Annotated in this window: 14 protein-coding genes; all 14 read right to left on the bottom strand. The window is 42.2% G+C overall.

Annotated features, from left to right (window positions below; all coding sequences use genetic code 11):
* Window positions 1-43: 43 nt before the first annotated feature.
* On the bottom strand, window positions 44-655 hold the full coding sequence (hisH, locus tag HMPREF1151_RS08775) for an imidazole glycerol phosphate synthase subunit HisH (protein WP_009661847.1): 612 nt from the start codon (window positions 653-655) through the stop codon (window positions 44-46).
* Between the two features lie 76 nt (window positions 656-731).
* Window positions 732-1814 (bottom strand): histidinol-phosphate transaminase, encoded by a 1083-nt coding sequence (gene hisC, locus HMPREF1151_RS08770; protein WP_009661804.1) that lies wholly within the window; start codon window positions 1812-1814, stop codon window positions 732-734.
* Window positions 1815-1824: 10 nt separating this feature from the next.
* Window positions 1825-2154 (bottom strand): phosphoribosyl-ATP diphosphatase, encoded by a 330-nt coding sequence (hisE, locus tag HMPREF1151_RS08765; protein WP_005375442.1) that lies wholly within the window; start codon window positions 2152-2154, stop codon window positions 1825-1827.
* Window positions 2155-2216: 62 nt separating this feature from the next.
* A complete protein-coding gene (gene hisI / locus HMPREF1151_RS08760; protein WP_009661708.1) occupies window positions 2217-2531 on the bottom strand; it encodes a phosphoribosyl-AMP cyclohydrolase in 315 nt (104 codons plus the stop codon).
* 20 nt (window positions 2532-2551) lie between these two features.
* On the bottom strand, window positions 2552-3310 hold the full coding sequence (hisF, locus tag HMPREF1151_RS08755; protein WP_005381416.1) for an imidazole glycerol phosphate synthase subunit HisF: 759 nt from the start codon (window positions 3308-3310) through the stop codon (window positions 2552-2554).
* On the bottom strand, window positions 3304-4035 hold the full coding sequence (gene hisA / locus HMPREF1151_RS08750) for a 1-(5-phosphoribosyl)-5-[(5-phosphoribosylamino)methylideneamino]imidazole-4-carboxamide isomerase (protein ID WP_009661834.1): 732 nt from the start codon (window positions 4033-4035) through the stop codon (window positions 3304-3306). Before hisA ends, hisF begins: the two co-directional genes overlap by 7 nt.
* 60 nt (window positions 4036-4095) lie before the next feature.
* Complete coding sequence (gene hisB, locus HMPREF1151_RS08745; protein ID WP_009661866.1) at window positions 4096-4695, bottom strand: imidazoleglycerol-phosphate dehydratase HisB; 600 nt, start codon at window positions 4693-4695, stop codon at window positions 4096-4098.
* 51 nt (window positions 4696-4746) lie between these two features.
* Window positions 4747-6024, bottom strand: coding sequence for a histidinol dehydrogenase (gene hisD, locus HMPREF1151_RS08740; RefSeq protein WP_009661769.1), 1278 nt, complete (start codon window positions 6022-6024; stop codon window positions 4747-4749).
* Window positions 6025-6152: 128 nt separating this feature from the next.
* Complete coding sequence (gene hisG, locus HMPREF1151_RS08735) at window positions 6153-7757, bottom strand: ATP phosphoribosyltransferase (RefSeq protein ID WP_009661836.1); 1605 nt, start codon at window positions 7755-7757, stop codon at window positions 6153-6155.
* Between the two features lie 305 nt (window positions 7758-8062).
* Entirely contained in the window at window positions 8063-8929 is an 867-nt protein-coding gene (gene hisJ, locus HMPREF1151_RS08730; protein ID WP_005384476.1) for a histidinol-phosphatase HisJ, read from the bottom strand.
* A gap of 76 nt (window positions 8930-9005) precedes the next feature.
* Window positions 9006-9506, bottom strand: coding sequence for a GNAT family N-acetyltransferase (locus tag HMPREF1151_RS08725; protein WP_009661819.1), 501 nt, complete (start codon window positions 9504-9506; stop codon window positions 9006-9008).
* Between the two features lie 340 nt (window positions 9507-9846).
* Window positions 9847-10515 (bottom strand): energy-coupling factor transporter transmembrane component T, encoded by a 669-nt coding sequence (locus HMPREF1151_RS08720; RefSeq protein ID WP_009661785.1) that lies wholly within the window; start codon window positions 10513-10515, stop codon window positions 9847-9849.
* A gap of 9 nt (window positions 10516-10524) precedes the next feature.
* Complete coding sequence (locus HMPREF1151_RS08715; protein ID WP_009661873.1) at window positions 10525-11334, bottom strand: energy-coupling factor ABC transporter ATP-binding protein; 810 nt, start codon at window positions 11332-11334, stop codon at window positions 10525-10527.
* Window positions 11327-12901: a tryptophan transporter gene (locus HMPREF1151_RS08710; protein ID WP_009661753.1), complete on the bottom strand. Its 1575-nt coding sequence runs from the start codon at window positions 12899-12901 to the stop codon at window positions 11327-11329. Before HMPREF1151_RS08710 ends, HMPREF1151_RS08715 begins: the two co-directional genes overlap by 8 nt.
* Between the last annotated feature and the right edge of the window lie 86 nt (window positions 12902-12987).

Genomic DNA, 12987 nt, shown 5'->3' with positions numbered 1-12987 from the left:
CTAGATACTCATTATTCGTTAAAAGCATATATCGAAGACTATTTTATTTTTTTACTATGATATTTCCAAAGGTTCGTAGCAGATTAAGCCCTACAGCTCCGCTTTTCTCAGGATGAAACTGCATGCCATAGACATTCCCCTTCTCAACAATGCCCGGTACCTTAATCCCATAGTCTGCAGTTGTTGTAATATATTGAGAATCGGTATCCACGTAATAAGAGTGCACAAAATATGTATATTTATCAGATACATCAGAAAAAGCACTGTCTTTACGACATAGTGTATTTTGATTCCACCCCATATGAGGTACACGAAGGCCGAGGTTATTAGGAATGGCTTTCACAGTGCCCGGTATAATACCTAATCCGGGAGTCGGTCCATACTCTTCAGATTCATCAAACAAAAGCTGCATCCCTAAACAAATACCAAGCAAGGGTATGTTGCGCTCCACCACCTCATGAATAACATCGATAAGACCGCGCTCACGAAGGACGGAAACAGCCGATGCATAGGCGCCGACACCCGGTAGAATCACACCATCAGCAGCCAATATGGTATCTCGATCAGCGGTCAATACCGCATCAAGACCGATATGTTGTAATGCTTTTTGTACATTAAATGTATTGCCCGCATCATAATCAATTATGGCAATCATAGTGACATCCTTTCTTTTACGCCTATGTAAATAGCAACATACGTCGCAATGTACATCGCTATATAAATGACCTACATTATTGACGAGCCATATACTCTTTCAAAATAGCGCGCATAATAGCACCATCACTAGCAGGTGGTAATGTTACACGCAACCAATTATCTCGTTGTCCACGACGTACTTGATAGCCCTTAGCGAGCCATTCATCAGCAAGGCTATCCGCATTAGGTACGGACATAAAGATAAAATTAGCACCGCTCTTATAATAAGTGCCGCCCACTTCATCCAACGTTTGTTCCCATAAGGCGCGTTCTGCAGCATTCTTCTCTATGGTGCTGCGCAAAAATTCACGATCGCCAAAGGCAGCCTCAGCAGCCACTTGGGACAAGGTATTCAAATTATATGGCAAGCGAATGGTTTGAATATAGTTCGCTAATTCAGCGCTACTCATCATATAGCCTACGCGATAGTTGGCAAGGCCATAGGCCTTAGAGAAGGTGCGCATAATAAATACATTAGGAAATTCATCAAGCAAAGCTCGTGCCGTTGGTACCTCTACGGAGGTTACGAAATCGATATAAGCTTCGTCGATGATGACTAACACATCTTTTGACAATGTACTGATAAAGTTACGAATATCTTCAACAGTTTCATAGGTCCCTGTTGGATTGTTTGGATTGCAAATCCATACGAGGCGCGTCGTAGTATCTACGGCTTGGCGCATCGCCTTAAAATCGTATTGACCTGTGGCTTCGATGCATGGCACCTCGCGAATGACCGCCCCTTCTACGAGGCCGTTAAGGCCGTATTCAGAAAAAGCAGGAACGCTGATGACGATAGAATCACCGGCATTGATAAATGTTTTATTTACCATGGAAATCACTTCATCAAGACCGACGCCAATAACAAGTTGATTTTCTGCTACCTTCCAATAATCCGCTAGGACGCTTCGCAAGGATGATGCATTGCCATCAGGGTATAGATTGGCATCATTGTTCGTAACATAATCTAATACTGCTTCGCGAACCTTTGGCGATGTACCATAAGGATTTTCATTGGCTGACAATCGCACAAGGCGCTCCACGCCGAGGCGAGCTTTAACGGACTCTGCCGGTTCTTCTGGTACATACGGCTTTAATTGGCCAATAATCTTCTTCATACTCTACTCCTTACAAATCTGTAATCGCTTTGCGTTCCTGTGTTTTGCTGATGACGCCTTCACGGCTTGCCAACTCTTCTAAGATGGCTTCGTAAGGAACGCCCTTTTCTACTAATAGCACGAGCAAATGATAGAGTACGTCTGCTGTTTCATAGACTAGTTCTTGTGGGTCTTCGTTCTTAGCAGCGATGACAACTTCTGTTGCTTCTTCGCCCACCTTCTTCAAGATTTTATCGAGTCCCTTGTCGAACAAGTAATTCGTATAGGATCCTTCCTTTGGAGTTTCCTTGCGCCCTTTGATAATGGCGTATAATTCTTCTAATGTTTGTTGATTGGCCATTGTTCTTCTCCTTTGTGAAAGCTAACGCCTATGCGTCATCTCACCTCATATTTTGTATATTTCTACGCTTCTACATCGTAAAAAAAGCAGCTCACCGCTCCTGTATGACATGCAGGCCCTTCCGCATTGACGAGAACCAGTAATGTATCGCCATCGCAATCGAGCTTCATATCCACCACGTGTTGCACATTGCCACTGGTACCGCCTTTATGCCAAAGTTCTTGGCGAGAACGAGACCAGAACCAAGTTTCCTTTGTCTCCAATGTTTTGTGAAAGCTCTCTTCGTTCATCCACGCCACCATGAGCACTGCTTTTGTTGTATTATCTTGAACGACCGTCGGTAATAGGCCGCCACCCTTATTAAAGTCTGGTTTCATGTATGCTACAATCTCCTACCCTATCTAACAGCAATGCCCGCTGCCTTCAATTGTGATTTTAAATCGGGAATGCTAATTTCACCAAAGTGGAATATAGACGCTGCTAGCGCACCGGTAACACCAGTTTCGGTGAATACATCGATAAAATGCTGTACCGTACCTGCACCACCGGAGGCGATAATTGGTACATCTACGACCTCTTCCAAGGCTTTATATAGTTTAATATCAAAGCCGGATTTAGTGCCGTCCTTATCCATGCTCGTTACAAGTAACTCACCAGCGCCACGGCTCACAGCTTCTTTAGCCCACGCAAGGGCTTCCCAATCGCTACGCTTGCGACCACCATGGGTATACACATACCATTTACCCGTCTCTGGATCCGTTTTTACATCAATGGCTACTACCATACATTGGTTGCCAAACTTTTGAGCGCCTTCACTAATGAGTTCTGGACGCGCTAAAGCCGCTGAATTAAGCGATACCTTATCGGCGCCAGCTTTCAATAGCGCGCTCATATCATCCACCGTTTTAATGCCACCACCTACGGTGAGGGGCATGAACACATGTTTTGAAATATCTGTCACCACATCGCGCATTGTCGTACGTCTATCCACCGTAGCCGTAATATCGAGAAATACGAGCTCATCGGCGCCCTGCTCCTCATAGGTAGCAGCAATATCAACAGGGCTCCCTACATCAACGAGGTTTACAAAGTTAACACCTTTTTTTACGCGACCATTATCTACGTCTAAACAAGGAATAATCCGTTTTGCTAACATGATGCATTCTCCTTATTAAACGCAGCAATTTCCTCTAATGTAATAGTGCCTTCATACAAGGCCTTGCCTACAATACTGTCTACTACACCGCGTTGTTCAAGGTTTTTAATATCCTCTAAATTGCGGACACCACCGGATGCAACAATACGGGCCGTAGGGAATTGATCTTGTAAGGAACCCAATAGGTCTTCATTAGCACCTTGCATAGTGCCATCTCGGTCCACATCGGTAACGATAAAATACTTAGCACCGGCTGCCACCATAGCACCGATAAGGTCGGTCATAGGTACATCAGATTGGTCGAGCCAACCTTCCGCAGCGACCTTACCATTCTTACCATCTACACCGATAACGATGCGTTCTGGGCCGTATTCTGCGATAACCTGTTTCGTCAATTCAGGATTCTTAAGGGCTACGGAACCGAGAATAACGCGATTGACACCCATTTCTAAATATAAGTCTACCGCATCTTTATCACGAATACCGCCACCGATTTCTAACACACCTGTAAATGCAGCGCGCACGCGTTTAACGATATCCACATTAACTGGTTTCCCCGCCTTTGCGCCATCTAAGTCGACGAGGTGCAAAGCGCCAACGCCAGCAGCCTCGTACTGAGATGCTTGGTCAACCGGATTTGGATTGATGATGGTTTCCTTTGCAAAATCACCCTTATATAGGCGTACACTGCGACCATCTTGTAAATCTATAGCTGGAAAAATCATAGTATCTCCTCTATTCACGAGCCTTATGTGGCCCTGCTTTCACCATTCATAAGGGCTTTATTAAATCATACCCTTTGTAGAATTCACACCTTGAATGTCTGGGTTAATGGTAACCGCCTTACGCAATGCACGGCCCGTAGCCTTAAACATGCTTTCAATAATATGATGCGTATTGCGACCATATTCGTTGCGCACATGTAAGTTCATAGCACCACTCACAGCCAAGGCTTGGAAGAAATCCTCTACCAATTCTGTTTCAAAATTACCACCCAATACAGGAGTCGTAAACTCACCATTAAACACGAGGTATGGACGGCCACTAAGGTCGATAACAACCTGTGTCAACGCTTCATCCATAGGCACCCACGCGTCGCCATAACGCTCGATACCCGCCTTGTCACCAAGAGCCTGTGTCAATGCTTGCCCTAAGGTCAATGCAATATCCTCTACCGTATGATGCGCATCCACGTACGTATCGCCTACGGCTTTTACAGCAAGGCCAAAACGACCATGCTTAGCCAACAAATGGAGCATATGATCAAGAAAACCGATGCCTGTATCGATGTGAATGTCCTGATTTCCATCTAGGGTAAGTGTAATTGTAATATCTGTTTCACCCGTTTTACGAGTTACCGTAGCTGACCGATTTGTTCTCATCATAGTATCCTCTTATCATTAAGGAAGCCCTTTAAGGCGTTCCCATCCATACAATTATTTTTCAAAGCGCACTTCAATAGCACGAGCATGTGCTTCAAGACCTTCTGTACGAGCCAAAGTAGTAATATCCTTCGCCACCTCTTGTAAGCGTTCACGGCTAAATTGAGTAAAGGAAATGCGTTTTACGAAATCGTACACACCAAGTGGGGACGAGAATTTTGCAGTACCACTCGTAGGTAATACGTGATTTGTACCGCCTACATAGTCGCCCAATGGCTCAGAGGCATATCTGCCAAGGAATACGGAGCCCGCATTTTCTACCATACTCATATATTCCATAGGGTCCGGTAATTGAATTTCCAAATGTTCTGGCGCTACTTCGTTCATCACGGTAAACATATCTTCTACGCTATCCATAACAGCAATATAGCTATTGTTTTCGATAGCTGGACGAGCAATGCTTTCACGAGGTAATTGTGAAAGTTGGCGTTCTACCTCATCAGATACGAGGTTAGCTAGTTTTTCACTATTGGTAACCATGATGGCACGAGCTCGTGGATCATGTTCTGCTTGAGATAATAAATCCGCAGCAAGATGTACTGGATTAGCACTTTCATCAGCGATGATACCGATTTCACTAGGACCTGCAATCATGTCGATATCAACTTGACCAAATACTTGGCGCTTGGCAGTGGCCACATAAATGTTACCAGGACCTACGATTTTATCTACCTTTGGAATTTGTTCAGTACCATACGCAAGAGCCGCAACACCTTGAGCACCACCCACTTGGTATACCGCATCAATACCAGCAAGTTTTGCAGCGCCTAGCACAGCAGGATTAATGCCATCCTTTTGAGGAGGTGTTACCATGATAATTTCCTTAACACCAGCGATTTTTGCAGGCAATGCAGTCATCATAATGGTAGATGGATATGCCGCTGTGCCACCTGGAACATAGAGACCAACACGAGCCAATGGCGTTACCTTTTGACCACGTGTAATGCCCGGTGTATCCATATCTACAAAGCCTTGTTCTATTTCACGGCTGTGAAATTCGGTAATATTTTTCTTTGCTACCAATAAAGCGTGTTTCAAGTCTTCTGGTAAATTGTCCCATGCCGCATCGATGATAGATTGATCCACTTTGAAATCATCTAGTTTTACGCCATCGAATTTTTCAGAATATTCACGGAGTGCTGCATCGCCATTAGCACGCACGTTTTCGATAATATCGTACACGCGGCGTTCAATTTCCATATCTGTTGTTTGTTGTGTATATTGGCGGACAATGCTAAGCATTGCATCAAGAGATTCTTTGTAAATTTTCATTGTATGTCCTCATTTCAAACTATGTATGTCTATACTTCTATTGTAAACGTTTCTCATTATATCACGATAGAGTATATTTCTATTTCTTTCTCGATATAGTATATTTATTTCTTATCGATACAGTACATTTATTTCTTACCGATAGCAGCTTGTAATTGGTCAATTAAAGCAAAGATGGTATTTCTTTTTTGTTTTAATGCCAATGGATTCGCCACAAGGCGCGTTGAGATTGGTTGGAGCCAATCATAGATTTTAAGATTATTTTCTCGTAGCGTTGTACCCGTTTCCGTAATATCTACAATGGCATCGGCCAGACCTACGAGGGGCGCCAATTCAACGGAACCTTCGATTTTAATGATTTCTACATCTTGGGATCCGAAATATTGTTTTGTAATGGTTGGATATTTTGTACCAATCCGTTGACGACGGCCTTCCTTCGGATTATACCCTTCTAAGGAGGCCAAGATAAATTGGCATTGGCCCGTTTTCAAATCTAGCATTTCATAAGATGTATTGTCTTGTTCATCCAGTACATCACTACCAACGATGCCTAAATCAACGACACCATTATTCAAATATGTCGTTACATCAGGGCCCTTCGCTAAGATAACCTCTACCGAATCCCCCAATGGAATAATCAACTTGCGCGCTTTGTTGCGTAATGGTTCGCAGTCAATACCACAGGACTCTAAGAGTGGAATAAAATCCTTTTCAACGCGCCCCTTTGTCAAGGCGATTCGCAATTTACCATTATCTTGAATGTTGCTTTCACCTTGCATAAGCACATCTGTAAGGACATCGATGTTGAAAGCCATACCAACGGATGGCATCGGTGTGCCATCAAATCCAGATAAGAGACCATCATAGCGACCACCGCTGACGATGTATTGAGATACGCCATCTACATAACCTCTAAAGGTAAGGCCTGTGTAATAGGATTGAAGTGGTTCTGTAGACACATCAATGCGAACTTGTTGACCAGTCGCTTCAATTTGTCCCGCTAGATCCATAAGGCTATCTAAAATACGTTGTGCCCCTGCAGGCAAGATGACTTGACTAAGCTCATTTTTAATATCATTTACAGTGCCGAATAAGCGAGGCCAAATCGTAAGGAATGGATACAATGCATTATTTTTAAATTCACTAATCAATTCGTTATAGCGTGGCAAATACTTTGTAAATAACGCATCGAGCAAATCTGCCCGTTCCCCATCGGTCAAGCCCAATGCATCGGTGATAGCACGGGAGAAACGAGCATCACCAATTTCTAATAATAAGGTATTATTGAGCTGTGATTCATTCACCTCTTTAATGATGGCAAAGCATTCTAGCTCGGCATCAATACCTTCATAGCCGACCATTTCGATGCCACCTTGTGTAACTTGGTTGATATCGCCGCGATGTTGCTTATTTTTCATCAACACATCGCCAAGATAGTAGAACTTGCGAGGCAATTCAATATTCGTAGTCGCCAAGAAACGACCGATTGGCATGGTTAAATCAGGGCGGATAACCACGGATGCATCAGAACTACCAAAGAATTCGTACATATGTTGACCACGGCCTAATGTGTAACCATTAAACACATCTTTGTATTCTACAAGGGGTGTAGAAATTTTTGTATACTGACGATTGCGGCAAAGACTTAGTAAGTATTGACTCACATCATCCTTGCGCTCCGCCACAGCACCTATATCATCACGAAAACCTGTAGGCAACTGTTTCTGTACCATGAGGATCATCCTTTCTATAAACCATGCTAATATTACTATTTAAAATATATAGATTCTTTTTGATTTTATCACTTTATCACGCTAAAGCATGAAATTATAATAATACTTATAGAAAAAAAAGTCAATAAAATATTCATATTTTACTACTTATACTGAAGTATAAATTACTAAAAAGAATGACCTAACACCCCGTAAGGGACATTAGGCCATTTCTCATTTTTCTATTTTTTGGAGATGAGCCTAACGCATTCCACAACGTTAATTGGCTCTTCTTGTCTTTATTATATCATAATCAAATAATATATCTAGTCCCAAACCTTTGCTACATCTGCTACGCTATGCGCATCAGATCCTAGCACAAAGGGCACACCAATAATGGCAGCTATCCCTTGAATAAAACGGCTTGGATACATTTCACCGCAATCAGGTTTAAAGAATCCACTCATATTATAGTCTAGTTCTCTACCTTGAACGCGCATAATATGTAATATATCGCTCACTAATTGAGCATTTCGTTTATCTAAATGGTGTTCAAAACCGAAATGGTGTTGGTATTTCTTAATTAAATCAAAATGACCGATTCGTTTTGGCGTATAGGCACCCAAATCAGCACGCACCGCTTGGCGAATGATACTAAAGTATTTATAGTACAATTCACTTTGATTAGAAATCCAAGGACCAAAGCCCTTTTCAAATTCCTCTGTATTATAGTCAACACAGTAGTATTTGCCACCTACGCCATCCATAAAGTGAACAGACAAAATATTATCATCTGTTAATGGACCATAGCGATCAAGAAAGTCTTGAATGTCGCTTTCAAAACCAGGGATATAATCCACCTCAAAGCCAAGGGAAATATCGATATGCGTACCATAGGCACGTTGTAATTCACGTCCTAATTCGAGATAGGAATCCACTTGATTGAGTTTAAGAGACGCCGTGTCATAAGCAACCTTGTCACCACCGTACTCTGCCTCAAAGGCCTTTGGTAACGGAGCATGCTCTGTTAAACACACCTTTTCGATGCGCAATTCAATGGCTTTTTCAATCATCAATGCCGTTCTATCACCGCTACCATGTGGACATAATTCAGTATGAAAATGACCATCCACCAATCGGCTACGATACGTACTATTGCCTATGAATTGCCGTTCTGCTTTCATATTTATCATAACTTACTTAACCCCTGTCTATGCGTAACATATAATCCGCAACCCCACGAATATATGAATGATTTAATATCTATTATTATACCAATAATGCGTAAGTTTCGGTATCCTGATATTTTCCATGTTTAAAACCAACTTCAGGGGTAAGCCCACAATAGGTAAAGCCGAATCGATTGTGTAATTTTGTGCTTTCTTCATTGCCTGCTGTAATAACAGATACTACATTATGAATCATCGTATCCGCTTTGGCCGTCTCTAAAATACGTTCCATCAACTGTGTTGCCACACCTTGGCCACGGTAATCTTTGTGAATATATATGGATAATTCTACAGTACTTTTGAAAGCATCCTTTAATCGATATGGTGAAAGCGATGCATACCCTACTACTACATCATCAATGGTGCCTACAATGATAGGATGATGCTCATCGCTGTGAGCATTATACCACTCATGCCACTCTTCTAGTGTGCGTGCTTCGAGGTCTAAGGTGGCTACGCCATGTTCAACCTCGTAGTTGTAAATAGATAAACAAGCAAACACATCATCTTTTGTAATTGATCGAATTATTAATTCACTCATATATTCCTCTAAAATAATTTATATTATTATATAAATTATCAGTTTATGTCTATAAAATGATATAATAAAAGAACCTCCAGAAGAAAGGAGGTGTTATATTGGAGGCGTTATTTTGTACGCTTTGGGGTACCTTGCTTGCCCCGCTTATTGTAGCTTTAGTTGTAACTACCTATAACTATTGGCTCAACAATAAGACAAAAAAATAAGCAAGAAAAAGGACGAGCTGCAACTCGTCCTTTTTTTGTTATATTGTAGGTAATTTTGTACGCTTCACTACCTATTTGTAGTATATCATAAATATAAAACACTGACTAGTAATAGAAGATAGTCAATTATATCTCTACAGTACACCAAATAGAATAAGCGTAACTACAACTAACGCAACAATGACTATATAGTCTAATAGTTTAAGGCCTACGGATGCGGCAAAGCTATGTGTCTTGCCACCAAAGCCTCTAAGTTCCAAGGACAATGCCATCGTTTCAGAACGGCCTAAGGATTTTAGCAGCAATGGTTGGATAACAGAACCATAGGATTTCATGCGTTTAAAGATATTGCCTTCTAAAGAAAGACCTCGGCAGGATTGCGCCTCTTGTACAGCCTTGCTTTCACCAATAAAATCAGGTACAAAGCGAAGAGCTGCAGTAAACATAAATGCATATTCATAAGGAATTTTACATTGTGTTACGAGGGCCGCTGTTAAATCTTGTAACTTCGTCGTTGCCAAGAGTGCAATAAATACAAGCGTCATGGCTAACATGCGAAGGCCGGATACAACAGCAGATACAACGTCTCCGCTACCTAAGTATTGAACAACGCCTAAGAATATGGCGAATACGATTAAAGCAAATACGGCCTTGTATTGTTTCCATAATAAGCCGATCAACAAGAGCGCTACTAATTCTACAACAACCAATGCCATCAATGACATCCAGTCTCTTAAGAAAATGGCCCATACGGATACAGCGAGGGTCATCAAAATTTTTGTTAATGGTACTAATCGTTCCATGGTCCCCTCCTATTCTGCCAATTGCGCGATAAGGCGCGTCCGTAATTCATCCATCGATTTGCAGTAGCCTAGTCCTGGTACCGCTTGTGAAAGCTCTACACTTGGTGGTTTTGTAAGACCAAGATCATGTAATTCATCGGTAGATTTTGAAAATAATTCTTCTGGTGTACCATCAAAGGACACAGTCCGATGGCCCATGATGATGGCACGAGAACATTCAGCCGCCATGATTTCCATGTCATGAGTAATCAATAAAATCGTAATGCCTTCACTATTCAACTGACGGAGCAAGGCTAACAATTCTTTTGTTTCCTTCCCATCTTGACCACTTGTAGGTTCATCGAGGATGAGGATTTTGGACTGCATCGCCAACGCCGATGCAATAGCAACGCGTTGCTTTTCACCGCGACGCAATGTAGGCGGATACTCGTCACGCAAATGACTGATACCACAGCGATCTAACACTTCGTCCACAATGTGTGTAACCTCGTCTTTAGAACGTCCCAAGGATTCAGGACCAAACGCCACCTCTGTAGCCACAGTAGGTCTAAACATTTGGCGATCTGGTTGTTGGAATACATACCCAATAAATTGGCCGCGTTTAGATGGTGGCATAGATGTAATATCCTTGCCGTTATAACGGATGTGGCCTTCAGCAGCCTTTTCGAGGCCTACTAAGAGACGGGTAATCGTCGTTTTACCACAACCATTTTTACCACCAACGGCAATAAATTCGCCTTCACGAATGGTAAAGTTTACATTTCTAAAAATATCTACGGTAGGCACATAGCCAAATCGTAAGTTTTCTACCTTAAGCATGTGCGCCACCTCCTGTACTTTCACCTACATGATTACTATATTGGACTTGGCTTTCACCAGCATCACTTGTATGTTCATAACGAGAACGATCGATGGCCTTAGCCATTTCGATGTGATGAAGGCCCTTAATAGCCGATTCGATACTAAGCCAAGGTTCATCGCTATGATAACCAGCCTTTTCCAATTCCATATACGTTGTAAATACGGATGGCAATGCTTCTACATAAATATTATGATTGTACATGTATTCCAATGTTGTAGCCACATCGCTATCACATACGATTTCACCATCCACCATAAGCGCCATGCGATTAGCATATGGCAATACGGCATGCAAATCATGGTCGATAACCACAACAGTGATACCATGATTGCGGTTTAAATCACCAACGAGGCGATATAGTTCGGCTGTCCCATCTGGGTCAAGAGAACTCGTTGGTTCATCAAGAATGAGGACAGAGGGATTGGTTGCCAACACAGAAGCAATCGCCAAACGTTGACGTTGACCGCCTGACAAACTCGTAATTTTACGATCCTCAAGGCCTTCAATACCAACTTGTTTAAACACCTCTGCACAACGAGCATCGATGGTTGCTCGATCGTAACCACGGTTTTCCATAGCGAAGGCTACTTCTTCGCGAACCGTCATCGTTACGAGTTGTGTATCATAATCGGCAAGAACAACGCCAACATGATTTGCTAACTCAGGAATCGATAATTGCGTTGTAGCCTTACCATCTACGAATACCATACCTTCTAGACGACCGCCATAAAATTTTGGCACCGCCCCAACCATGGCCATGCAAAGCGTACTTTTACCACAACCGGCAGGACCTGTTACAACAAGGAAATCACCATCATGCACATCGAGGTTAATGTTCTTTAACGTAGGCGCAGTCGCCTTAGGATGGTAATAGTTCAAATGCTCAATGGAAATCTTCGCTTCTCGTTCAGGATTGATCACCAAATGACTATGATTACTAGATTCTGAATTACCGGTAGGCAACATGCCTCGCTTAGCGAACATCTTTTGAGCCGGAATGTACAACACTGGTGTAATCGCTGCATTTACAGCCGCTACCACTAACACAAGAGGCCACATAGCATAAAGATATACATTATTAGGCAAGCCTGCAATTTGCCATAATAACGTAACAAAAATACCACCAGATACAACAGTCGTAAAGAATGAACCTACAATCGGCGTGATTTCAAAGGAACCAATTTTACCGATTTTCATAGATGTCATGGTACGAGAAATAAATGTTATCACCAATGCACCAGCTGGTTCGGATAACAAGTTACCATATGGGAAACCAGATTTTGATGTCAACACCTCAATCAAGGCCGCTACTAAACCAATCCCTAATGTTTGAGAAACACTTGGCTTTGTCAGCAAAATCGCTACGCAATACGCTGCAATCATCCAGTTTGGTGTAATTCCTGCAAAACTAGGGCTCACCAAGTGCAAAATTGTACCCAACGCAAGCATTAAGGTGCTCACCGTTACCCATCTAAACTGTCCACCCTGATCATGGGTGTACACGAGATCCTTTATCCGTTCCATAATAGCCTCTTTTCTAAAAATGAATATATAATCTATATTTTATCACTCTTCGAGGACTTTTGCACGCATGACGGTTAAAAGTAATA

The sequence above is a fragment of the Veillonella sp. ACP1 genome (genome assembly GCF_000286635.1).
Classification (GTDB): Bacteria; Bacillota; Negativicutes; order Veillonellales; family Veillonellaceae; genus Veillonella; species Veillonella atypica.
Note: the sequence above shows the minus strand (reverse complement) of the source record. Positions and strands in the feature narration are given on the sequence as shown.

Coding starts and splice junctions, on each gene's coding strand:
- hisC (WP_009661804.1), bottom strand. CDS start 1,814: ATGAAGAAGATTATTGGCCAATTAAAGCCGTATGTACCAGAAGAACCG.
- hisB (WP_009661866.1), bottom strand. CDS start 4,695: ATGATGAGAACAAATCGGTCAGCTACGGTAACTCGTAAAACGGGTGAA.
- hisJ (WP_005384476.1), bottom strand. CDS start 8,929: ATGATAAATATGAAAGCAGAACGGCAATTCATAGGCAATAGTACGTAT.
- hisI (WP_009661708.1), bottom strand. CDS start 2,531: ATGAAACCAGACTTTAATAAGGGTGGCGGCCTATTACCGACGGTCGTT.
- HMPREF1151_RS08710 (WP_009661753.1), bottom strand. CDS start 12,901: ATGGAACGGATAAAGGATCTCGTGTACACCCATGATCAGGGTGGACAG.
- hisF (WP_005381416.1), bottom strand. CDS start 3,310: ATGTTAGCAAAACGGATTATTCCTTGTTTAGACGTAGATAATGGTCGC.
- HMPREF1151_RS08720 (WP_009661785.1), bottom strand. CDS start 10,515: ATGGAACGATTAGTACCATTAACAAAAATTTTGATGACCCTCGCTGTA.
- hisH (WP_009661847.1), bottom strand. CDS start 655: ATGATTGCCATAATTGATTATGATGCGGGCAATACATTTAATGTACAA.
- hisA (WP_009661834.1), bottom strand. CDS start 4,035: ATGATTTTTCCAGCTATAGATTTACAAGATGGTCGCAGTGTACGCCTA.
- HMPREF1151_RS08715 (WP_009661873.1), bottom strand. CDS start 11,334: ATGCTTAAGGTAGAAAACTTACGATTTGGCTATGTGCCTACCGTAGAT.
- hisE (WP_005375442.1), bottom strand. CDS start 2,154: ATGGCCAATCAACAAACATTAGAAGAATTATACGCCATTATCAAAGGG.
- hisD (WP_009661769.1), bottom strand. CDS start 6,024: ATGAAAATTTACAAAGAATCTCTTGATGCAATGCTTAGCATTGTCCGC.
- HMPREF1151_RS08725 (WP_009661819.1), bottom strand. CDS start 9,506: ATGAGTGAATTAATAATTCGATCAATTACAAAAGATGATGTGTTTGCT.
- hisG (WP_009661836.1), bottom strand. CDS start 7,757: ATGGTACAGAAACAGTTGCCTACAGGTTTTCGTGATGATATAGGTGCT.